The organism is Luteimonas yindakuii (assembly GCF_004803715.2).
Taxonomy (GTDB): Bacteria; Pseudomonadota; Gammaproteobacteria; order Xanthomonadales; family Xanthomonadaceae; genus Luteimonas; species Luteimonas yindakuii.
Genome location: NZ_CP039383.2, coordinates 403,464 through 426,502 on the forward strand (window position 1 = coordinate 403,464; position 23,039 = coordinate 426,502).

The window sequence follows — 23,039 nt, forward strand, 5'->3', positions numbered from 1 at the left end:
TCGGAGAGACGCGATGAAACGTTGGATGGATGCCGTGGCCGCAGGTGCGCTGGTGGCGACGCTGGTGGCATCGGTGCTGCTGCTGTCGCCCGCGAACGGGCGCGACAGCGCACCGGCGACCGCGCGCCCGCCGGTCGACGGGTTCGCCATCCGCGGCGCACGGGTGTTCGATGGCGAGCGCGACCTCGGCATCGCCACGGTCGTGGTGCGCGACGGGCGCATCGCCGGGGTCGGTGCAGATCTCGCGGTGCCCGAGGCCATGGCGGTCGTCGACGGGCAGGGCAGGACCCTGCTGCCCGGCCTGATCGATGCGCATGTGCATGCCTGGGGCGATGCCCAGCGCGATGCGGCGCGCTTCGGCGTCACCACCGCCTTCGACATGCATGGCATGCCGGAGCGCGCGCAGGCGCTGCGTACGCAACGCGAATCGCTCGCCGCCACCGGCCAGGCCGACCTGTGGGCCGCCGGCTATGCGGTGACCGCGCCCGGCGGCCATGGCACCCAGTACGGCTTCCCGGTGCCGACGGTGGAGGCGGACACCGACGTCGATGCCTTCATCGGCGCGCGCATCGACGAAGGCGCGGACTTCATCAAGCTGATCGTGGAAGACCTCTCCGCGTACGGCACCGCGCGCCGGCTGCCGACCCTGTCGGCCGAACAGGTGACGGCTGCGATCGCTGCCGCGCATGCGCGCGAGCGCCTTGCGGTGGTGCATGTCTCCACACTCGAGGATGGCCGCCACGCGATCGCCTCCGGCGCCGACTGCCTGGTGCACCTGTTCGCCGATGCCGAGGCCGATGCGGCCTTCGTCACCGCGATGCGCGCACGCGATGCCTTCGTGGTGCCGACCCTGTCGGTGCTGGCGTCGGTGGCGGGGACGGGCGACGGTGCGGCCATCGCCGACGACGCCCACCTGGGTGGGCTGCTGACGGCCGAACAGCGTTCGAGTCTTGCTGCACGCATGCATGGCGGCGCGCCGGATCCCGGCACACTTGCCCGTGCACTGGAAAGCGTGCGCCTGCTGCATGCCGCGGGTGTCGACATCCTCGCCGGCACCGATGCGCCGAATCCCGGCACCGCGCACGGCGCCAGCCTGCATGGCGAGATGGCACTGCTGGTGCGCGCCGGCCTGGGCAACGCGCAGGCGCTCGCGGCGGCCACCGCGCTGCCGGCACGCCGCTTCGGGCTGTCCGATCGCGGGCGTATCGCCCCCGGCCTGCGCGCCGACCTGGTGCTGGTGGATGGCGACCCGCTCGCCGACATCACCGCCACGCGCGCGATCGTCACGGTGTGGAAGAACGGCCATCCGGTCGCGCGTGACGCGCAGGTCGGGACCTCTGCGGCGGCCCTCGTGCCGGCGGCGCAGACGCTGGTCGGCGACTTCGACGGCGACGCCATCACCGCGCCCTTCGGCAGCTGGCAGCCCAGCACCGACCGCATGGCCGGCGGCAATTCCGATGTCGCCCACGAACTGGTGCACAACGGTGCACAGGGGACCACCGGGGCACTGCGCATCCATGGCGAAATCCGCCCGGGCTTCGCGTTCCCGTGGGCAGGGATGACCTTCATGCCGGGAACCGAGCCGATGGAGCCGGTCGACATGTCCGGGCGCGAGGCGCTGGTATTCCAGGTGCGCGGCGATGGCCGCCGTTACAGCGCGATGCTGTTCTCGGGCCCGACCATGCAGGGGATGCCGAGCACGCAGACCTTTGTCGCCGGCCCGGAGTGGACGGAAGTGCGGCTGCCTCTCGCGGATTTCCCCGGTGCCGATCCTGCGCTGCTGCGCGCGGTCGCATTCACCGCGGGCCAGCCTGCGGGCGGTTTCGAATTCTTCCTCGACCAGGTCGAGCTGCGCTGAGCCGCGGCCGCTGAGCACCGCGCCTGGAACCGCCGCCATGTCGACACTCCGATCCCGATGGTTCACCCCGGCCGCCGATTCGTTGCTGGCGCGGACGCTGCGGCGCGGGCGGCCGGCATGGTCGGAAGCCGTGCACGTGCTGTGGTCGGCGTGGGTATTCGTGACCCCGGCCTTCTCGCCGTATGGCTACGACGGGCGCTGGTGGCTGCTGACGGCGCTGTCGTATCCGGTGTTCCTGTGGCTGTACGCACGCGTGCTGCTGGCGCCCGCGCATGCGGCGTGGCGTTACGCGCTGGGCATGGTCGTGCTGTCCCTGGCGTTGCTGCCCTGGTATCCGTCGGGGATGAGCTACTTCGTGTTCGGCTGCGTGTTCCTGCACGTGTCGCGTGCGCGGACCTCGGTCCCCGAGCTGGTGGCCCTGCTGCTGCTCAACATCGTGTTCCTGGGCTGGGCCGTCGTGCTCGGCTACCCGTGGCAGGCGATCGTGTGGATGCCGGTGGTGACCGTCATCGTCGGCCTGATCGTGCACGTCGAACGCCTCAACGAGGCCCGCGACGCGTCGCTGCAGCTGTCGCAGGAGGAAGTGCGCAGGCTGGCCGCGACCGCCGAGCGCGAACGCATCGGCCGTGACCTGCACGACCTGCTCGGCCATACGCTGTCGATGGTGGCATTGAAATCCGATCTCGCCGCGCGCCTGGTGGATCGCGACCCGGCCGCGGCGAAGCGCGAGATCGAGGAGGTCGCCCGCGGTGCGCGCGATGCGCTGGGCCAGGTGCGGCGCGCGGTCAGTGGCATCCGCGCGGCCGGCCTCGCCGCGGAGCTCGCATCGGCGCGGCTGCTGCTGGAAGCCGATGGCGTGGCGTTCGACTACAGCCTCGATACCGATATGGCGCAGGCGATCCTGTCGCCGCTGGTGGAAACCACGCTCGCGCTGACCGTGCGCGAGGCCGCCACCAACGTGCACCGCCACGCGCGTGCGACGCATGCCCGCGCCACGTTCGCGATCGAGGATGGGCACGCAGTGCTGTGCATCGACGACGACGGGCGGGGTGGCGTGTTCAAGGCCGGCAACGGCCTCGCCGGCATGCGCGAGCGTGTGCAGGCGGTCGGCGGTCGCCTGGTGGTGCGTGGGGATGCGGGCTGCCGGGTGGAAGTACGGGTGCCACTGGCGCAGCCGCAGGCGACGGAAGCCGACGCGGCGTCGCAGCCGGATGCGGTGGCCGCGTTTCCAGCACACGCATCGCACCTGGATGCCGGTGTGGAGCGCGACCAGTAGAAGGGAATGACGCGTGCGGGCGGTGGGAGGCGCTGGCTGAAGCGCAGGCGGCGCCGGCACCTCCTACACTGCGGTCACGTTCACGACTCCCCGACCCATGCCGATCCGCATCCTGCTGGCAGAAGACCAGGCGCTGCTGCGTGGCGCACTCGCCGCACTGCTGCGGATGGAACCCGACTTCGACGTGGTGGCCGAATGTGCCGATGGCGAGTCGGCCTGGGTGGAACTGCAGCGCCATCAGCCGGATGTGCTGGTGACCGACATCGAGATGCCCGGACTGACCGGCCTGGAACTGGCCGCGCGGGTGCAGCGCCACGGATTGCCGGTGCGGGTGGTGATCGTCACCACCTTCGCGCGTGCCGGTTACCTGCGGCGCGCGCTGGATGCCGGCGTCGCCGGTTACCTGCTGAAGGACGCGCCGGCCAACGAGCTTGCGCAGGCACTGCGGCAGGTGCACCGCGGCGGCCGTGCGATCGATCCACAGCTGGCACTGGAAGCGTGGTCGGAGCCCGATCCGCTCGGCGAACGCGAGCGCCAGGCGCTGCGGCTGGCGGGCGAGGGGCTGTCGGCCGGCGAGATCGCGTCGCGGATGAACCTGTCCACCGGCACCGTGCGCAATTACCTGTCGGAGGCGATCGGCAAGCTCGGGGTTGGCAACCGCATCGAGGCGTATCGCCTGGCACGTCAGAAGGGCTGGCTGTAGGGCTGTGCAGGCGGGTGCGGGGCGACCGGCGGCGCCCGCCGCGGTAGACTGGGCACCGCTTCCGTTGTCGATGCCGCCGCCATGTCCGCAGCCCATCCCCATTCCGCGCAGGCCCATCCCGGGCAGGCCAACGCCGAGCGCCGTTACGAGGTCAGCCGCAGCGAACTGCCGCTGAGCTGCCCGTTGCCGGCGATGGCGCTGTGGGACTCGCATCCGCGCGTCTACCTGCCGATCGAGTCCGAAGGCGGCAAGGCGGACTGCCCGTATTGCGGCGCGCATTTCGTCCTCGTCGACTGATCGCGACGTGCCGCCCGGCCCGATGCGCCGGCTGACCGTCGTCCAGCTGCTGCCGGCGCTGCATGCCGGTGGCGTCGAACGCTCCACGCTCGAGATCGCGCAGGCGCTGGGGGCCGCGGGCCATCGCGCCGTGGTGGTATCCGCCGGCGGCCGGCTGGTGCCGGCGCTGGAGGCACTGGGGGCCGAACACGTCACCCTCGATATCGGCCGCAAGTCGCTGTGGACGTTGCGCCATGCGCGCAGCCTGCGGCGGCTGTTCGCCGAGCTGCAGCCCGACATCGTGCACGCGCGCTCGCGGCTGCCGGCGTGGCTGGGCTGGCGTGCGCTGCAGGGCCTGCCCGCGGCGACCCGCCCGCGTTTCGTCACCACCGTGCACGGTCTCAACTCGCCGTCGCGCTACAGCGCGGTGATGACGCGCGGCGAGCGCGTGATCTGCGTGTCGGACACGGTGCGGAGCTACGTGCTGCAGCACTATCCGGCCACCGATCCGGCCGTGCTGCGGGTGATCCCGCGCGGCATCGATCCGGCCGCGTTCCCGCGCCGGCCGTGGCCGGATGCCGACGCACGCGTAGCGTTTGCGCGCGAGCATCCGGCGCTGGCGGGCAGCGGGCCGTTGCTACTGCTACCCGGGCGCGGCACCCGCCTCAAGGGCCACGCCGATGCCATCGAACTGCTGCGTCGGCTGCGCGCCGAAGGCGTCGATGCGCGGCTGTGGATGCCGGGTGCGCGCGAGCCCGGGCGCGAGCGCTATGTCGCCGAGCTCGAACAGGCCGCCGCCGCGGCAGGCGTCGCGCAGGCGGCCGGTGCTGACCGCGCCGACCGACGCGATCGCCCGGGCCTACGCCGCCTCCGACCTCGTGCTGCAGCTGTCGCGCAAGCCCGAAGCCTTCGGCCGCACCGTGCTCGAGGCGCTGTCGGTCGGGCGGCCGGTGCTGGGCTGGGCGCATGGCGGTGTCGGCGACCTGTTGCGCGAGTGGCTGCCCGCAGGCGCCGTCGCGCCGTTCGACGCCGATGCGCTCGCCCAAGCCGCCGTCGCGTTGCTCGACCCGGGCGCGCGGCCGGCGATTGCTACGATGCCCGACACGCTGGCGGCCATGCAGGCCGCGACGCTCGCCGTCTACGCCGAACTCTGCCCATGACCCACGCCGTTGCCGACCACCGATCCGACGACACCGAGACCCCCGGCTGGCGCTGGGCGCCGCACTGGGTGCTCGCCTTCGTGGCGCTGTGGCCGATGCCGGGCTACGCCGAAGGCGTGATGGTGGTCGGTGCGCTGATCGCGATCGCGCGCCTGCTGATGGCGCGCTTCCGCGGTGGCAAGGCATTGCTGAGCGTGCAGGCCTGGGCGCTGACCACGGTGCTGTTCGCGGCGTACTGGCTGCCGGAGGTGTTCTCGGTGGTGGGTGCGGTGGACCCGGCGCGCAGCATGCGCGAGGCGCTGGTCGACATCCGCTACCTGCCGTTCCTGTGGCTGGTCGCAGCATCGGTGGCCGATGCGCGCGGGCTGCGCATCACCCTGACCGGCATGGCGGTGATCGTCGGCGTGTGGACGCTGGACGCGCTGGCCGAGGGGCTGTTCGGCACCAGCCCGCTGTTCTGGGGGCTGGACGCGGCCAAGCAGCTGGTCAGTTCGCGCCCGATGTGCAGCGCCGAGGACGTGGCCGCGGTCGACCGGCTGAGCGGCGTGCTCGGGCCGTGCAACCTCAAGATCGGGGTGGTGCTTGCGAGCCTGTCGCCGTTCCTGCTGTACCTGGCCGGGCGCCGTTTCGGTGCTGCCGGGTGGTGCCTGTCGGCGGCCGCGATCGGCGTGGTGATCGTGCTCGCCGGCGCCCGCGCCGCCTGGATCACCTACGCCCTGGTGCTGGTGTTCTCCGGCTGGAAGCTGCTCGGCTGGAAGCGGCTGCTGCTGGTGCTGGGCGCGGGCGCGGCAACCCTGGTGGTGCTGGCGGCGGTATCGCCGCAGGTGCGCGACCGCGTCGAGCGCACCTCGCACCTGCTCACCGCGGACGAATCGGGCGTCGACATGGCGCTGTCGGGGCGCGCGCGGATCTGGCAGGCGGCGGTGTGCATGGTGGGCGAATCGCCGGTCAATGGTGTCGGCGTGCGCGGCTTCCGGCGCGCGTTCGACGAGTGCGATGCCGCCTCCGGCACCACCGCCGCCTGGGGCGACGGCCCGGCGCTGCATGCGCACCAGATCGTGCTGGAGGTGGGCGCGGAAACCGGCGTGCTCGGCCTGCTGCTGTGGCTGGCCGGCGCGGCCATGGCCTGGCGCGCATGGCGCTACGCGGACACGGCAGCGCGTGAGCGTGCGCGTCCGGCGATGCTGGCGCTGGCGGTGACGGTGTTCCCGCTCAACACCCATCTCGCCTTCTATTCGACGTTCTGGGGTGGGCTGACGCTGCTGCTGGCCGCGCTGTATGCCGGCAGCCTGCTGGCCAGGCCGCAGCCGTCGGCCGGGCAGGCGTAGCGCCTATCGAGGGTTGCGGTAGACGTCGCTGCCGTCGGGCTGGCGCTTGAAGCGGCGGTGGATCCACAGGTACTGCGCCGGCGCCGTTTGCGCCATCGCCTCGATGCCGGCCATCACCCGGGCGGTATCGGCATGCGGATCGGCGGAGGGAAAGTCCTCCAGCGCCGGTGACAGCCGCAGCGTGTAGCCGCCGTCGGCGCGACGCTCGTGCTGGAACAGCACCACCGCCGCGCCGGCCATCCGCGCCAGCTGGTGGGTGGAGGTCAGGCTGTGCGCCGCCTGGCCGAAGAACGGCACATACACCGCATCGCCACGGCTCGGGTCCTGGTCGGGTGCGTACCAGAGCACGCCGCCACGCTTGAGATGGCGCACGCTGCCGCGCAGGTCCTGCTTGGTGAACATCGCCTCGGCATAGCGCAGGCGGCCGCGGCGCACCGCCCATTCCATCGCACCGGCGGCATGCGGCCGGTACATGCCGGCCAGCGGCACGTGGTCGCACAGCAGCCGCCCGCAGATCTCCAGCGTGGTGAAGTGGCCGGAGACCAGCAACACACCGCGGCCGTCGGCCTGCGCGGCCTGCAGGTGCTCGAGGCCCTCGATGACCACGTCCGCCCGCATCGGCGCGACCGTGCCCCACCACGCGCGGGCGAATTCGAAGAACCCGGTGCCGAGCGCGTGGAAGTGCGCGCGCAGCAGGGCGGCGCGGGCGGTGTCGTCCAGCTCCGGGAAGCACAGTTCGAGGTTGCGGTGGGCGATGTCGCGGCGGCCGCGCAGCACCAGCCGCAGCAGGTCACCGAGCAGGCGCCCGAGCGCGCGCTGCAGCGGCCATGGCAGTCGTGCGACGAGGGCGGCGAGGCCGATGCCGGCCCACACCGGCCAGTGCCGCGGACCCAGCGGCGGACGCGCGTCGGCGCTTGAAGACGAGGAAGCCATCGGACGATTCTAAACGGCGGGTCGGCCACGCCGCGTCCGCGGCATGGTCGCGACAAGGCGGGTCGTCGCGGGGCTGCGGGGTCGCACGCGGGTATCCTTGCCCGCTATGTCTTCAGACCGCACCGAGCGCATTCTGCGCGTCATGTATTCCGCGCTGCTCTACGTGCTGGTGCCGGTCACGGTCTACCACCTGATCTGGCGCGGCTTCCGCCAGGCCGAGTACTTGCATCGCTGGAGCGAGCGCTACGCGGTGTACGCCACGCCGCCGCTGGCCGGCACGCTGTGGGTGCACGCGGTGTCGGTGGGCGAGGTCAACGCCGCGGCGCCGCTGATCGATGCACTGCTGCGCGAGCATCCGCACCGGCGCCTGCTGGTCACCACCATCACCCCGACCGGTTCCGCCCGCGTGCGCGCGCTATGGGGCGACCGCGTCGAGCACGTGTACCTGCCGTATGACCTTGGCGGCATGGTGCGGCGGTTCCTCGACCACTACCGGCCGCAACTGGGGCTGATCGTGGAAACCGAGCTGTGGCCGAACCTGCTGTTCGCCTGCCGCGACCACGGTGTCCCGGTGTACGTGGTCAATGCGCGGTTGTCGGCGCGTTCGCTGCGTGGCTACCGGCTGCTGCGGCCGCTGGTCGGGCGCGCGCTGCGCACGCTGCGCGGGGTGGCCGCGCAGTCGGCCGACGATGGTCGGCGCTTCGTCCACCTCGGCGCGCGCGCCGACCAGGTCAGCGTCACCGGCAACCTCAAGTTCGAGATGTTCGTCGATCCGGCCTGGGCCGAATTCGCCGGCGATTTCCGCCAGCGTGTCGGCGCGCGGCCGGTGTGGATCGCGGCCAGCACGCATCCGGAGGAGGAGGCGGTCGTGGTCGCGCTGCATGCGCGCCTGCGCGCGCGCTGGCCGGACCTGCTGCTGCTGTGGGCGCCGCGCCATCCGGAGCGCTTCCGTGCCGCCGTGCAGGCCGCGATCGATGCCGGCTTCGCCACCGCGACCCGCACGCTCACCCGCTGGCCGGATGCCGGCGACGCGGTGTTCGTCATCGACACCCTCGGCGAGCTGATGCGCTATTACGGCTGCGCGCAGGTGGCGTTCGTCGGTGGCAGCCTGCAGGACATCGGCGGCCACAACCTGCTCGAGCCGGCGGCCACCGGCACCGCCATCGTCACCGGTCCGCACCTGCACAACTTCGCCGACATCGCGCGCCAGCTCGGCCGCGCCGGTGCGGTGCGGGTGGCACAGGACGCAGCCACCGTCGGTGATGCCGTCGAAACGCTGCTCGACGATGCAGCGGCGCGCACTGCGATGACGGCCGCGGCGCGGACGCTGGTGGAGGACGGCCGCGGCGCACTGCGACGCACGCTGGAACTGGTGGCCGAGGACCTCGCCGCGCTCGATGCACCGCCCGCGCCGCGGCGCTGATCGCAGCACCGCCGGCATGGCCCGGACATGCAAAGACCCCCGATGACGGGGGCCTGGCTGCAGTGTTGATGCCGCGACGCGGCGCCGCGATTACTGCTGCTGCGGGCTGCTGGCCGGTGCCGTCGGCGCGGTGCTGGGGCTGTCGGCCTCGACGGTGAGCAGGCGGTTGATCTCCTGCAGGTCGTTGATGTCGAGCGTGCCCACGGCCTGCTCCAGCAGCAGCCGGTTCTGCAGGAAGTTGTAACGCGCCAGCGCGAACTGCTGCTCGGCCTGGAACAGCGTCTGCTGGTTGATCAGCACGTCGACCACGGTGCGGGTACCGACTTCCAGGCCCACCTGCGAGGCGTCGTAGGCGCTGCGCGCGGACAGCACCGCCAGCCGCCGGGCTTCGACCTCGGACACGCCGGCAACCACGGTCTGGTAGGCATTGCGCGCGTTGCGCTCGAGCGCGCGGCGGGTCTGGGTCAGCTGGTCCTCGGCGATGTCGCGGCGGGCGATCGCCTCGCGCACGCCGGACTGGGTCGCGCCGCCGCTGAAGATCGGCACAGTCAGGGTCAGGCCGACGCTGTGGCCCTCGTTGCGGCGCGCGCCGGTCGGGTTGCCCGGATCGTTGACGCCGGCAAGGTCGCCCCAGTACGCCTGGTTGTTGTAGCCGGCACCCAGCGACAGCCGCGGCAGGTGGCCGGCACGTGCCCCGGTGATGCCGATCTCGGCCGCCCGCACCGCATATTCGGCTGCGCGCAACGAGGGGTTCTGCCCCAGCGCCGCGTTGACCCAGCTGTCGGCGTCGCCACCGGCCGGCACTTCCGGCTGGAAGTCCTCGGGCAGCGCGCGCAGGTTGCGCACCGGCACGCCGGTGATCTCCGCCAGCGCCTGGTAGGCGTCCTCGAGTGCGTTGCGGCTCAGGATCACCTGTGCACGCGCGGCGTCGTACTGCGCGCGCGCCTCGTGCACGTCGGTGATCGGCGCCAGGCCGACCTCGAGCCTGCGGCTGGCGAAGTCGAACTGCTTCTGCAGTGCCTGCTCGGCCGCTTCGGCCGCGGCGAGCGTCTCGATCGCGACCAGCACGTTGAAGTACGCGGCCGAGGTGCGGGTGATCAGTGTCTGGTTGGCCGCCTGCAGGTCGAAGCCGGCGGCGGTGTCGAGCTGGCGCTGCGCACGCAGGTTGGAGATGCGGCCGAGGTCGAACACGGTCTGGTCGAGGCTCGCGCCGACGCTGCGCGAGCGCTGGTCGCCGTCGACGCCGGCCACGTAGCGGCGCGACAGGTCGGCGCTGCCGTTGATCTGCGGCAGCAGCGCGGCCCGTGCCTGCACGGCGCCCTCGCGCGAGATCTCGCGGTTGGACTCGGCGATCGACAGCTGCGGATCCCCGGCGCGTGCCAGTTCATAGGTCTGCACCAGGTCCTGGGCGAAAGCCGAGGCAGGCAGCAGGACGAGGGACAGGGCAAGGGCGAGGGGACGGCGCAGCATGGGGAATCCTTGGCGTCAGTGGAAGGCCGGCGCCATCGGGCGCCGGCGCTGCAGTCCGCGCCGGGTGGCGCAGGCCTGCTGGATCAGAACTGGAATTCCGCGACCGGCTCGGTGCCGGCAAGGTAGCCCAGTTCGGTTTCGAACAACGATTCGATGCGCGGGGCGTTGACGTCGTCGCCCTGGCGATGGACCAGCACCGCCTCCATCACCGGCGCGCGGCCACGCACGATGAACATCCGGCCACCCGGACGCAGCCACTCGATGAAACGTGACGGCACCTGGTCGACCGCGGCGTTGACGCAGATGGCGTCGAAGCGGCGCTCGCTGGCCCAGCCGAATGCGTCGGCGTGGATCACGTCGACGTTGGCGAGGCCCGCTTCGCGCACGCGCGCCTGCGCCGCCTCGGCGAGGTCGGCATGGCGCTCGAGCGAGATCACGTCGCGGCCCAGTTGGCCCAGGCACGCGGAGACGTATCCGCTGCCGGTGCCGATCTCGAGCACGTCCTCGCCCGCCTGCAGCAGCAGCGCCTGCAGGGCGCGGCCGGCGACCACCGGCTTGAGCATGCGCTCGCCATGCGCCAGCGGAATCTCGAAGTCGGCATAGGCCACCGACTGCCACGGCGCGGGCACGAACAGCTCGCGCGGCATCGCCGCCAGCACGTCGAGCACGCGACGGTCGAGCACGTCCCACGGGCGGACCTGTTGTTCGACCATGGCAGCGCGGGCGGAGGCGTAATCGATCGTCATCTATGGAGCTCTCAGGCGCGGGGACCGCGCATTTTAGCGGCAGCGGCCGTGGGAAGGAGGATCGCCGGGGGGCGTGCGGAGGACCGAGTGCCGGAAGTCACCACGACCGCCGTCACGGCTTCCGGCCGTAGGCGCGCAGGAACATGTCGACCGCGGCGGCGATATGGGCCTCGCGCTCGTCGGCGCCGGCCTCGCCGCCGCACACGCCGAACACCATGCGCTGGTGCAGCTCGCCGCGCAGCAGGGCGAAGAACTGCTCGGCCGCGCGCGGCACGTCGTCGATCGCCAGCTCGCCCACGCCAATCCGGCGTTCGAGCAGGGCGGTGAACTTCTCTTGCACCCGCTGCGGACCATTCTCCCAGAACAGCCGTGCGAGGCGCTTCTCCACCATCTGCGCCGAACACAGCAGGCGGTGACCGGAAATCGCCTGCGGGGCGCTGATCATGCCGAAGTAGGCGCGACCCACCGTCAGCAGGCGCTCGCGCAGTGCCACCGACGGGTCGGGATTGAATGCCGAGGTGGGCAGCTGTTTCTCGCAGTAGCCGCGCACGGCCTCGGCGAACAGCGCGTCCTTGTCGCCGAAATGGCTGTACACCGTCAGCTTCGACACCCCGGCGTCGGCGGCGATCTGGTCCATGCTGGTGCCCTCATAGCCGTGCTCGACGAACAGCGACTCGGCGGCGTGGAGGATCGCCGCGCGCTTGTTCATGTCTTTCGGGCGGCCGGGGCTGGCGGGACTCTTCACCGCCGGCGGGCTGGAAGCGGGCTGGGGCATGCGATAAATACTAGACCAATCGGTTTGCTATTTATACTCTACGCGGCAGTTCATTAATGGCGTCAGCCCATGGATCTGCGACCTGCGCGATGGTCAGCCGTGCTGTTGTTGGCGCTGGGCGGGTGTGGATCCGAACCGCCCCCCGAGGCGCCCCGCCCGGTGCTGGTGGACAGCGCTCCCGTGCGCGCCGGATCCGAGGGGATGGCGCTGGCCGGCGAGATCCGCGCCCGCGAGGAAGCCGCGCTTTCATTCCGGGTCGGCGGGCAGCTGGTACGGCGTCTGGTCGATGTCGGCGACCGCGTGCGTGCAGGACAGGTGCTGGCCGAACTCGACCCCGCCGACCTGGCCCAGCAGGCGCAGGGCGCGCGTGCGCAGGCCGCGGCCGCGGAGGCTGAACTCGCGCGTGCGCGTTCCGAGAACGTCCGCTACCAGGCGCTGGCGGCGGAGCAGCTGGTCAGCCGTTCCGCCCTGGAGGCGCAGGCCACGGCGCTGCGCGCCGCCGAGGAGCAGGCGCGGGCCGCACGCGCGCAGGCGGCGGTGGCCGGCAACCAGGCCGGCTATGCGCAGTTGCGGGCGCCCGCGGATGGGGTGATCGCCACCCGTGAAGCGGAGGCCGGCCAGGTGGTGGCACCCGGGCAGGCCATCTACCGGCTCGCCGTCGATGGTGCGCGCGAAGTCGCGATCGCGCTGCCGGAAGCGCGGGCCGGCGCGTTCGCGACCGGCCAGCCGGTCGAGGTGGAGTTATGGGCGCAACCGGGAGTGCGGCTGGCCGGGCGCATCCGCGAGATTGCTCCGGCGGCCGATCCGCAGTCGCGCACCTATGCCGCGCGGGTCGAACTGGAGCCGACTGCGCAGGCGGTGTCGCTCGGCCAGAGCGCACGCGTGCATCTGCGGCCGACCGGCACCCCCAGCCGCAGCGTGCCGCTGTCGGCGGTGCAGCGTGGCGAGGGCGGCACGCCGGTGGTGTGGGTGGTCGCCGACGGCGTGGCGCGTCCGCTGGCGGTGACGCTGGGCGCGTATGGCGAATCGCGGGTGCCGGTGCTGTCCGGCCTGCCGGAGGACGCACTGGTGATCGCCGCCGGTGGCCATCTGTTGCGCGATGGCCAGCCCGTCGTCGCGGTCGATCGCGACAACGCCCCCATGGAACCATCCTCCACGACGCGATCGCCGGAACAGTCGCCATGATCCGATCAGGGCCATTCCCGCACGGCCCAAACGCCCCTCTCCCGCTCGCGGGGGAGGGGATGGGGTGGGGGAACAATAGGACTGCACTCCGTCCTGCTGCTGGTGCAGGAACAGACGCCTTGAGCCGGTCGACGCCATTTCCGCGGGGGTCGCGAAATGACGCAGCGGGTGGCGCGATGCATCGCGCCCTCATGTCGCGCGAAATAACAGCGCAGACGTTGCGATGACCCGCTTCAACCTCTCCGAATGGGCACTCGCCAACCGCGGGCTGGTGCTCTACGCGATGCTGGTGGTGGCGATCATCGGCGTGTGGTCGTACATGCGCCTGGGCCAGTCCGAGGATCCGCCGTTCACGTTCAAGGCGATGGTGATCCGCACGGTGTGGCCGGGCGCGACCGCGGAGGAGGTCTCGCGCCAGGTCACCGAACGCATCGAGAAGAAGCTGATGGAGACCGGCGACTACGAGTTCATCCGCTCGTACTCGCGGCCGGGCGAATCGCAGATCGTGTTCATGGCGCGCGATTCAATGCGCTCCAAGGAGATCCCGGCGCTCTGGTACCAGGTGCGCAAGAAGGTCGGCGACATCCGCGCGACGCTCCCGGCCGACGTCATCGGCCCGTTCTTCAACGACGAGTTCGGCGACACCTTCGGCAACATCTACGCGTTGACCGGTGCCGGCTTCGACTACGCGGTGCTCAAGGACTATGCCGACCGCCTGCAGCTGCAGCTGCAGCGCGTGCCCGACGTCGGCAAGGTCGAACTCATCGGCCTGCAGGACGAGAAGATCTTCATCGAGATCAGCAACACGCGGCTGGCCACGCTGGGCATCCCGCTGGCCGCCGTGCAGGACGCCTTGGCGCAGCAGAACGCGGTGGCCACCGCGGGCTTCTACGAGACCGGCAGCGAACGCGTACAGCTGCGCGTGGATGGCGCGTTCGATTCGGTCGATGCGATCCGCGCGTTCCCGATCCGCGCCGGCGGCCGCACCATCCGCCTCGACGATGTCGCCACCGTGCGGCGCGGCTTTGCCGATCCCGCCGCGCCGCGGATGCGCTTCATGGGCGAGGATGCGATCGGCATCGCGGTGTCGATGCACGACGGCGGCGACATCCTGCGCCTGGGGCGCACGCTGGAAGCGGAGTTCGCGCGTCTCGAACAGACCTTGCCGGCCGGCATGCAGCTCCGGCGCGTCGCCGACCAGCCGCAGGCGGTGCGCGATTCGGTCGGCGAGTTCGTCAAGGTGCTCGCCGAGGCGGTGGTCATCGTCCTGCTGGTGAGCTTCGTCTCGCTCGGCTTCCGCACCGGGCTGGTGGTGGCGGTATCGATCCCGCTGGTGCTGGCGATGACCTTCGCGGTGATGCACTACTTCGGCATCGGCCTGCACAAGATCTCGCTGGGCGCGCTGGTGCTGGCGCTAGGGCTGATGGTCGACGACGCGATCATCGCGGTCGAGATGATGGCCATCAAGATGGAGCAGGGCTACAGCCGCCTGAAGGCGGCGAGCTTCGCCTGGACCAATACCGCGTTCCCGATGCTGACCGGCACCCTGGTGACCGCGGCCGGCTTCCTGCCGATCGCCACCGCCGCATCAAGCACCGGCGAATACACGCGCTCGCTGTTCCAGGTGGTGACCATCGCGCTGGTGGTGTCGTGGATCGCGGCGGTGCTGTTCATCCCGTATCTCGGCGAGAAGATGCTGCCGGATCTCGCCAATCCGCAGCCCCCGAAGCCGGGGTCGCTCGCGGCACGCATCCGCGCCTGGCGCGAGCGCGCCGCCGATCGCCATCCGGCCTTCGCCGACGTGCTCGCACCGAAGCCGCTGGGCGCGCACGACCATGATCCCTACCAGCGCCCGTTCTACCGTCGCTTCCGGCGCTGGCTGGAGTGGTCGCTCACGCATCGCTGGCTGGTGATCGCCGCAACCGTCGGCATGCTGGTCGCATCGATCCTGCTGTTCCGCTTCGTGCCGCAGCAGTTCTTCCCCGATTCCACCCGGCTGGAACTGATGGTGGATCTCGAACTTGCCGAGGGCAGTTCGCTGCGCGCCACCCAGGCACAGGCGGAGCGACTGGAGGCGATGCTGCAGGGGCATCCCGGCATCGCCAACTACGCCGCCTATGTCGGCACCGGCTCGCCGCGTTTCTACCTGCCGCTCGACCAGCAGCTGCCGCAGGCCAACTTCGCCCAGTTCGTGGTGATGACCACCGACCCGGCGGCGCGCGAAGAGGTGCGCGGCTGGCTGATCGACGACATCGCGCCACGCTTCCCCGAACTGCAGCTGCGGGTGACCCGGCTGGAGACCGGCCCGCCGGTGGGCTATCCGGTGCAGCTGCGGGTGTCGGGCGAGCACGTCGAGCGCGTGCGCGCGATCGCGCGCGAAGTCGCCGAACGCGTGCGCGCCAACCCGCACACGACCAACGTCAACCTCGACTGGGACGAGCCCAGCAAGGTGGTGCGCCTGGTGATCGACCAGGACCGCGCACGCGCGCTCGGGGTGAGTTCGCAACAGGTCGCCCATTTCCTCGCCGGGTCGCTGTCGGGGCTGCGCGTGAGCGTGTATCGCGAGGGCAACGAGCTGGTGGAGATGCTGATGCGCGGCAGCGGCGACGAGCGCGCCGATCTGGACATGCTTGGCAGCCTGGCCGTGCCGACGCCATCGGGGCAGCCGGTGCCGGTGTCGCAGATCGCCACGCTGGAATACGCGTTCGAGGACGGCATCATCTGGCACCGCGATCGCCTGCCCACGGTGACCGTGCGTGCCGACATCCGCGATGCCACCACGCCGCCGACGGTGGTCGCGCAGATCCTGCCGACGCTCGACGACATCCGCGCGGAGCTGCCGCAGGGCTATCTGCTCGAGACCGGCGGCACGCTCGAGGATTCGGCACGCGGGCAGGAATCGATCAAGGCCGGCCTGCCGCTGTTCCTGTTCGTGGTGATGACCCTGCTGATGGTGCAGCTGCGCAGCCTGTCGCGCAGCGTGCTGGTGCTGTTGACGGCACCGCTGGGGCTGATCGGCGTGACCCTGTTCCTGCTGCTGTTCCGGGTGCCGTTCGGCTTCGTGGCGATGCTGGGCACGATCGCGCTGGCCGGGATGATCATGCGCAACTCGATCATCCTGGTCGACCAGATCGAGCAGGACATCGCCGCCGGGCACGAGCGCTGGGACGCGATCATCGATGCGACGGTGCGCCGGTTCCGCCCGATCGTGCTGACCGCGGCCGCCGCGATCCTGGCGATGATCCCGCTGTCGCGCAGCGTGTTCTTCGGCCCGATGGCTGTGGCGATCATGGGCGGGCTCACCGTGGCCACCGTGCTGACGCTGATCTTCCTGCCGGCGCTGTACGCGGCGTGGTTCCGGGTGCCGGTGCCGGCGGAGCGCTGAGCCGGTCGCGCGTATCGAGTGGTCTGCGTGGCGTCGATCCTCTGCATGCGACTGGCCGGCGCAGGTGGATGCCGCCGCGTTGGCCCGCGCCTCAGTCGCCCAGCAGCTCCGCACGCGGCCCATTGACCGGGCCCACCCAGCCGCGGCTGTCGAGGCCCGCATCCGCGAACGCCGCTCGCATCGCGACCAGCGCAGCCTGCGCATCGGCGCGCGTGGCGAACCAGCCGAACACGCTCGGGCCCGCACCGGAGAGGCTTGCGCCCAGCGCGCGGTGGTCCATCGCCGCCGCTTTGACCCCGGCAAAGCCGGGCACCAGCGCCGCGCGTCGCGGCTCCACCAGCACGTCCTGCAGGCCCGCGCCAATCAGTTCGAGATCGCCGCGTGCGAGGCCGGTAAGGAACAGGGCGAGGTGGGTGCCATGGCGCACCACCTGCGCCAGCGGGTAGGGCTCCGAGAGCACCGCGCGCGCCTGGCGGGTTTCCAGTACGAAATCCGGATGCACCACCGCGCACCAGATTGGCGGGGCATCCAGCTGCAACAGCCGGTCCGGTGTCGCCAGCGCGATGCCACCGATGAGCATGGGGCCGACGTTGTCGCCCTGCACGCTGTCGGTGGCGACCGCTTCGCCGGCCAGCGCATGCGGATACAGCTGCAGGCGCGGCAGTGGCGTGTCCAGCAGCGCGTTCCCGGCGACAACGGCCGCCACCGCCGATGCCGCGGAGCCTCCCAGCCCCGAGCCGAGCGCGATGCCCTTGTGCAGTTCCAGTTCGAAGCCGTGGCTGGCGCCGGTCGCTTCCAGTAGCGACTGCAGGGCACGTCCCGCGGTGTTGCGCGCGGCTTCCAGCGGTAGCGAGGACGCGCCATGCGCATCCCCGCGGATCGCGTTGATGCGCACGCCCGGTGTGGCCACGCGATGCACGATGGCGCGGTCGCCGGGCCCGTCGATGGTGTGGCCGAGCAGGTCGAAGCCGACGGCGATATTGCCGACGCCGCCCGGTGAGAATGCTTCGGCGTGCGTGCGTGCGCGAGGTGAGGTGCGGGACATCCGCATATTCTGGGGCTCGCGGGGCCGGTTCGCAGCAGTCGGTGCGATGCGCGTTCGACGCGCGGCGTTCCGGCGAGGCCCTGCACACGGCAGTCGTGCGACCCGGCAGGCGCATGCCGGCGTGTCCGTGGCTGGTTTTTGCGCAGGGCGCATGCTCCAATCCCGCCCGAAGCGGGGGTACCGCGCGCCATCGGCGCCGGTTGAGACAGACCCTTCGAACCTGATGCGGTTGATACCGCCGTAGGGAAGCTTCGCGTGATCCCCGCATGCCGGGGGTCCGTGTGCTCCTGCTTCGTGCGTCCGCGATCGCGGTCATCCCTTCGAAGCAGGACCCCGCCATGAATGCAGTGTCTTCCGAGCTGGCCCGCCAGGCCGAACAGCTGTCCGCCGATGTCGTCCGCCCGATCCCGGGCTCGCGCAAGATCCACGTTGCCGACCCGCGTGCCGACGTCCGCGTCGCGATGCGCGAGATCGTCCTCGAGCGTACCCCGACCCTGTTCGGCGGCGAGGACAACCCGCCACTCGCCGTGTACGACACCTCCGGCCCGTATACCGATCCCGACGCATCGATCGACCTCACCCGTGGCCTGCCGCGGCTGCGCGCGCAGTGGATCGCCGCGCGTGGCGATACGCACGAGCTGCCGGCGCTGACGTCAACGTTCGGCCGCCAGCGCGAGACCGATCCGAAGCTCGATGCGATCCGCTTCCGCCACCGCGCGCGCCCGCGCCGGGCGCTGCCAGGCGCCAACGTCACCCAGATGCATTACGCGCGCCGCGGGATCATCACCGCGGAGATGGAATACATCGCCATCCGCGAGAACCAGCGCCTGGAGGCGCTGACCGACGCCGGCCTGCGCGCGCAGCACCCGGGGCAGTCGTTCGGTGCGTCGATCCCGGCGCGTATCACCGCCGAGTTCGTGCGCGACGAGGTCGCCCGCGGGCGCGCGATCATCCCGTGCAACATCAACCATCCGGAGAGCGAGCCGATGATCATCGGCCGCAACTTCCTCACCAAGGTCAACGCGAATATCGGCAACTCGGCGGTGAGTTCGGGCATCGCCGAGGAAGTGGAGAAGCTGGTCTGGGCGATCCGCTGGGGCGCGGACAACGTCATGGACCTGTCCACCGGCAAGCATATCCACGAGACCCGTGAGTGGATCATCCGCAACTCGCCGGTGCCGATCGGCACGGTGCCGATCTACCAGGCGCTGGAAAAGGTCGGCGGCCGCGCCGAGGAACTGACCTGGGAAATCTTCCGCGACACCCTGGTCGAACAGGCCGAGCAGGGCGTCGACTACTTCACCATCCACGCCGGCGTGCGCCTGGCGCACGTGCCGCTGACCGCGAAACGCGTCACCGGCATCGTCAGCCGCGGCGGCTCGATCATGGCCAAGTGGTGCCTCGCGCATCACCGCGAGAGCTTCCTCTACGAACACTTCGAGGACATCTGCGAAATCATGAAGGCCTACGACGTGGCCTTCTCGCTCGGCGACGGCCTGCGTCCCGGCTCGATCGCCGACGCCAACGACGCCGCGCAGTTCGCCGAGCTCGAGACCCTGGGCGAGCTGACGCGGATCGCCTGGACGCACGACGTGCAGACCATGATCGAAGGCCCCGGTCACGTGCCGATGCAACTCATCAAGGAGAACATGGACCGGCAGCTGGCCTGCTGCGGCGAGGCGCCGTTCTACACCCTCGGGCCGCTGACCACCGACATCGCGCCCGGTTACGACCACATCACCAGCGCCATCGGCGCGGCGCTGATCGGCTGGTACGGCACTGCGATGCTCTGTTACGTGACGCCCAAGGAGCACCTGGGCCTGCCCGACAAACACGACGTGCGCGAAGGCCTGATGGCCTACCGTATCGCCGCCCATGCCGCCGATCTCGCCAAGGGCCACCCCGGTGCGCAGGCACGCGACAACGCGCTGTCGAAGGCGCGCTTCGAGTTCCGCTGGCAGGACCAGTTCAACCTCGGCCTGGATCCGGAGCGGGCGCGCGAGTACCACGATGCGACCTTGCCGAAGGATGCGCACAAGGCGGCGCACTTCTGTTCGATGTGTGGCCCGCAGTTCTGCTCGATGAAGATCACCCAGGACGTGCGCGACTACGCGGCGGGCGGGGAAGTGGCCACGGCGGCCGGGATCGCCGCCGGGATGCGGGAGAAGTCCGCGGAATTCCGTGCCGCTGGCGGCGAGGTGTACGTGCCGGGCTGACGGCAACCGGCGCTGAATGTCGCATGCCGCCGTCGCGTGCAATCGACGGCGGCATGCGTAGGGTCATGTCACGGAGCGGCGCGGCCGCCCTGTAGCCACCCAGGAGATCCAGCCATGCGTACTCCCCATCGTCTCGCCGCCTGGCTCCTCGGCCTGTGCGCGCTCGCCCTACTTGCCAGTTGTGCCACCGGTCCGCGCGTCAGCACCGAGGCCGACCCGCGTGCCGATTTCTCGCAGTACCGCACCTGGGCCTTCTACACGCCGCTGGCGCTCGAGAGCCAGGGCTACGAAACGGCCACCAGTGAAGTCGCGAAGGCGTCGATCCGTGCGCAGATGGAAAGCCGCGGCTACCGCTACCAGGCGCAGGACCCGGACATCTGGGTCAACGTCAACGCCTACCTGCAGCGGCGTACCGATATCTCCAGCACGCCGACGGTGGACTATGCGTACTACTACAGCTATCGCGGCCGCGGCTACGTGGCCGTGCCCTACTGGAACGAGCGTACCCATGTGCACCGCTACACCGAGGGCACGATGAACGTCGACATCATCGACCGTCAGCAGAACCGCCTGGTCTGGGAAGGAATCGCGGTTGGGCGGGTCGGCAGGAACACCCCGGCGGAGCGGGATGCCCGGATCAACGCCACGCTGGCGGAGATCTTCGCCCGCTACCCGCACCGCGTCGGCGGCTGACGCGGGACGCCTGCGCGCGCGAACCGTGTGCAGGTCACCCGCCCAGCGCATTCATGTTCGTCGCAGACGCGCAGGTGTGCGCGGGAGGACACAGCACCTGATCGAAAGCAAGTGTTGGATGTGCGGAGTCTGGCCGTTGCCTTGCCACACGTTCAGTCGGGGCGCGTGATCATCGCGTTCCCCCGAGCAAGTATGAAAGCAGTTGGAAGCAGTGCGCCCTGTCGATCTGGATCGCTGGCGTGTGGGCGATGCCTCGGTCGACGCGCTCACACGCGAGATTCGTATGCCCGGCGCACGCCGGCCGGTCCGGGTCACGCCGAAGGCCCTTGCGGTGCTGCGCGTGCTCGCGGCGCAGCCGGGGCAGGTCGTCACGCGCCGCGCGCTGCTGGACGAGGTGTGGCCGGAAACGCTGCCCACCGATGATGTCCTGACCCAGGCGGTCACCCAGTTGCGCAAGGCGTTCGGGAGCGGGGCCGGCGGCGCGGAGGAGGGGCGCGCCTATATCGAGACCATCGCCAAGAGCGGCTATCGGCTGCTGCGCGAGGTGGAGGCGCTGGCCCCGGACGCGGGCGAAGACGTTCCGCAGACGACGTCCACCGCGACTGCGGATACGGCTGCGGCCGCGGGCACCACGGCGGAGCCGCCGACCCCGGAAAACACCACGCCGTTCGTCACGCCTCTTCCTGCTGCCGACGGCGCGAACCCTGGCGGTGCCCGTGCGCAGGGCTGGCGCGCGGCGACGATCGTTGCCATCTGCGTGCTGCTGGCCGCGGTCGGCGTGCTGTCCTGGTCGCTTGTGCGCGATGACGACGGCGGTGCGGATGCGCGCACCGGGGTGGAGGCGTCCCGGCTGATCACCTCCAGCCTGGGATTCAAGGGCTCCCCGTCGCTGTCACCGGATGGCAGCCAGGTGGCGTATGCGGCCGCCAGTTCCGGTCCGGCCGGCAGCGTCATCATGGTGCAGCCGACGCGCAACGCACCGGCCCGCGTGCTTGCACGTGCAGGCGCAGCCCGGGGCGGGGTGGTCACCGACTCCATACCGCGCTGGTCGCCCGACGGCCGCGACATCGCGTTCCTGCGCCGGTTGGACGGCAACGCCTGCGCCGTCATGGTGGCCGATGTCCGTGGCGGCGATGTGCGCGAGGTGGCGCGATGCGACGGCGCGCGCACGGTCAGTTTCGACTGGACCGCCGACGGGAGCGGGCTGCTGTTCGGAACCATGGACGGGGACTTCGCGGCCCCGGGCGTGCGCGTGCTGGATCTGCGCACCGGTGCCTGGCAGCCGCTGGCCTACGACCACATACCCGGCGCCATCGACCACGCTCCGCGGGTGTCGCCCGACGGGCGCTGGATCCTGTTCGCACGCAATCCGCAGCTGGGTGACCTGTGGCGCGTACCCGTTGCCGGCGGCCGCGCCGAGCAGCTGACCACCCTCAATACCGAACTGCGCGGCTGGGCCTGGGCCAGCGCCGGGCGCGTGGTCTTCGGCCGCCGCGTGGACTCCGAGGTGCGGCTGTACGCGCTCGACCCGGCGAGCGGTGCGATTTCCGATCTGGGATTCGACGATGCGCAGGCCCCGTCGATGGTGGCGGCGAACGGTGCACTGGCGTTCGTGCGCAGGAACCTGCGCTTCGGGCTGTTCCGCGTCGCGGTGGATCCATCGGGTGCCATCCACAAGCAACGCCTGTTCGCATCCAACGGACGCGACAACACGCCGGCCGTGTCGCCCGACGGCAGTCGGCTGGCCTTTGGTTCCGACCGAGCCGGCCCCTACGAGCTGTGGCTGGCGAAGCTGGGCGCGGACCCCGGCGAGCCGACGCCGGTGCCGGGAATCACCCCGATCGGCAGCCACGCGCCGACCTGGTCGGCTGACGGACGCCACCTGCTGGTGGCAGGGGTGGCCGATGCCGTCGAGCGCGGGGCGACCACCCTTTACGAGGTCGATGCCGGGACCGCGGCGGTGCGGGCGTTGGCGGTGCCGGTGCGCAACCCTGTGCAGGCGCTGCGGCTGGATGCGCGGCAGCTGGTGGTGGCGGCCCAGGTCGGCGACGGTCCGCTGCAACTGGTGCTGCTCGCGGCGGACGGGCGGGGCTGGCGGCAGGTCCGCGCGCTCGAGGACGTCTCGCAGTTCCGCCATGACCCCGTTTCCGGGCGGATCCTGTTCACCCGCCTGTCCGGAGACGGGTTGTGGGAGGCGTCGACCGACCTGCGTCCCGGCAGCGTGCGCCAGGTGGATCCGCACCACCCCCGGCGTGTGCACTACCGGACGTGGTCGCCCTCGGTGGCGGGCGCCATCGACTATGTCGTCTCCACCCCGGAATGCCGGACCCAGCTCAACCGCCTGGGCGGCGCCGGCGGCTCGCGCCAGCTGTGCCTGAGCGTGGAGCGGCGCGCCGCCACCAGCGGCTTCAGCAGCAGCACGCGCGACGGCACTCTCTACCTCTCGATGGTGATCGACGACGGCATGGAAATCGGCTTCACCCACCTGCCGCAGCCGCGTCCATCGTCGACGTTGGGCATCGTCAAGTCATTGACCCGGAAGGGAAAACCGGTTTCGTAAGGGTTTC

16 protein-coding genes, 1 pseudogene and 1 riboswitch are annotated in these 23,039 nt (G+C 71.0%); of the genes and pseudogenes, 12 read left to right on the top strand and 5 right to left on the bottom strand.

Annotated elements, in window-relative coordinates:
• The first annotated feature begins 13 nt into the window (after positions 1–13).
• The 6 genes and pseudogenes from E5843_RS01845 (at position 14) to E5843_RS01870 (ending at position 6,601) form a co-directional block, all read left to right on the top strand.
• The gene (locus E5843_RS01845) at positions 14–1,858 is read left to right on the top strand and encodes a CIA30 family protein (protein WP_141065601.1); all 1,845 of its coding nucleotides are present in this window, start codon (positions 14–16) and stop codon (positions 1,856–1,858) included.
• A 37-nt stretch (positions 1,859–1,895) separates the two neighbouring features.
• Positions 1,896–3,134: a sensor histidine kinase gene (locus E5843_RS14500; protein WP_141065602.1), complete on the top strand. Its 1,239-nt coding sequence runs from the start codon at positions 1,896–1,898 to the stop codon at positions 3,132–3,134.
• A 97-nt stretch (positions 3,135–3,231) separates the two neighbouring features.
• Positions 3,232–3,837, top strand: coding sequence for a response regulator transcription factor (locus tag E5843_RS01855; RefSeq protein ID WP_134675091.1), 606 nt, complete (start codon positions 3,232–3,234; stop codon positions 3,835–3,837).
• Between the two features lie 81 nt (positions 3,838–3,918).
• Positions 3,919–4,134 carry a zinc-finger domain-containing protein gene (locus tag E5843_RS01860; RefSeq protein WP_134675090.1) on the top strand — a complete coding sequence of 72 codons (216 nt, stop codon included), beginning with the start codon at positions 3,919–3,921 and terminating at the stop codon, positions 4,132–4,134.
• Between the two features lie 22 nt (positions 4,135–4,156).
• Positions 4,157–5,273, top strand: a pseudogene (locus tag E5843_RS01865) (glycosyltransferase).
• A complete protein-coding gene (locus E5843_RS01870) occupies positions 5,270–6,601 on the top strand; it encodes an O-antigen ligase family protein (protein ID WP_136411654.1) in 1,332 nt (443 codons plus the stop codon). Before E5843_RS01865 ends, E5843_RS01870 begins: the two are co-directional and overlap by 4 nt.
• A 3-nt stretch (positions 6,602–6,604) precedes the next feature.
• Here the strand turns inward: E5843_RS01870 and lpxL are convergent, their stop codons facing one another.
• On the bottom strand, positions 6,605–7,534 hold the full coding sequence (lpxL, locus tag E5843_RS01875; RefSeq protein WP_136411655.1) for an LpxL/LpxP family Kdo(2)-lipid IV(A) lauroyl/palmitoleoyl acyltransferase: 930 nt from the start codon (positions 7,532–7,534) through the stop codon (positions 6,605–6,607).
• 106 nt (positions 7,535–7,640) lie between these two features.
• Between lpxL and waaA the strand changes: the two genes are divergently transcribed.
• A complete protein-coding gene (waaA, locus tag E5843_RS01880; RefSeq protein WP_141065603.1) occupies positions 7,641–8,957 on the top strand; it encodes a lipid IV(A) 3-deoxy-D-manno-octulosonic acid transferase in 1,317 nt (438 codons plus the stop codon).
• 90 nt (positions 8,958–9,047) lie between these two features.
• Here the strand turns inward: waaA and E5843_RS01885 are convergent, their stop codons facing one another.
• The 3 genes from E5843_RS01885 to E5843_RS01895 all read right to left on the bottom strand — a co-directional run bounded on the left by E5843_RS01885 (position 9,048) and on the right by E5843_RS01895 (position 11,882).
• On the bottom strand, positions 9,048–10,427 hold the full coding sequence (locus tag E5843_RS01885; RefSeq protein WP_141065604.1) for a TolC family outer membrane protein: 1,380 nt from the start codon (positions 10,425–10,427) through the stop codon (positions 9,048–9,050).
• An 83-nt stretch (positions 10,428–10,510) separates the two neighbouring features.
• Complete coding sequence (locus E5843_RS01890; RefSeq protein ID WP_136411656.1) at positions 10,511–11,173, bottom strand: protein-L-isoaspartate O-methyltransferase family protein; 663 nt, start codon at positions 11,171–11,173, stop codon at positions 10,511–10,513.
• A 112-nt stretch (positions 11,174–11,285) separates the two neighbouring features.
• Positions 11,286–11,882, bottom strand: a complete 597-nt coding sequence (locus E5843_RS01895) for a TetR/AcrR family transcriptional regulator (protein ID WP_244240814.1) — start codon at positions 11,880–11,882, stop codon at positions 11,286–11,288.
• A 141-nt stretch (positions 11,883–12,023) separates the two neighbouring features.
• Here E5843_RS01895 and E5843_RS01900 point away from each other — a divergent pair, with 141 nt between their 5' ends.
• Together E5843_RS01900 and E5843_RS01905 are read left to right on the top strand one after the other, a co-directional pair.
• Positions 12,024–13,133, top strand: coding sequence for an efflux RND transporter periplasmic adaptor subunit (locus E5843_RS01900; RefSeq protein ID WP_425480737.1), 1,110 nt, complete (start codon positions 12,024–12,026; stop codon positions 13,131–13,133).
• Positions 13,134–13,356: 223 nt separating this feature from the next.
• Entirely contained in the window at positions 13,357–16,518 is a 3,162-nt protein-coding gene (locus E5843_RS01905; protein WP_141065607.1) for an efflux RND transporter permease subunit, read from the top strand.
• 91 nt (positions 16,519–16,609) lie between these two features.
• Here the strand turns inward: E5843_RS01905 and E5843_RS01910 are convergent, their stop codons facing one another.
• Complete coding sequence (locus E5843_RS01910) at positions 16,610–17,563, bottom strand: homoserine kinase (protein ID WP_141065608.1); 954 nt, start codon at positions 17,561–17,563, stop codon at positions 16,610–16,612.
• 163 nt (positions 17,564–17,726) lie between these two features.
• Positions 17,727–17,828: riboswitch (TPP riboswitch) on the top strand.
• A 73-nt stretch (positions 17,829–17,901) separates the two neighbouring features.
• Here E5843_RS01910 and thiC point away from each other — a divergent pair.
• The 3 genes from thiC to E5843_RS01925 all read left to right on the top strand — a co-directional run bounded on the left by thiC (position 17,902) and on the right by E5843_RS01925 (position 23,032).
• Positions 17,902–19,779: a phosphomethylpyrimidine synthase ThiC gene (gene thiC / locus E5843_RS01915; protein ID WP_136411658.1), complete on the top strand. Its 1,878-nt coding sequence runs from the start codon at positions 17,902–17,904 to the stop codon at positions 19,777–19,779.
• A 114-nt stretch (positions 19,780–19,893) separates the two neighbouring features.
• Positions 19,894–20,472, top strand: a complete 579-nt coding sequence (locus tag E5843_RS01920; protein WP_136411659.1) for a DUF4136 domain-containing protein — start codon at positions 19,894–19,896, stop codon at positions 20,470–20,472.
• A 211-nt stretch (positions 20,473–20,683) separates the two neighbouring features.
• Positions 20,684–23,032 (top strand): winged helix-turn-helix domain-containing protein, encoded by a 2,349-nt coding sequence (locus E5843_RS01925; RefSeq protein ID WP_136411660.1) that lies wholly within the window; start codon positions 20,684–20,686, stop codon positions 23,030–23,032.
• The last annotated feature ends 7 nt before the right edge of the window (positions 23,033–23,039 follow it).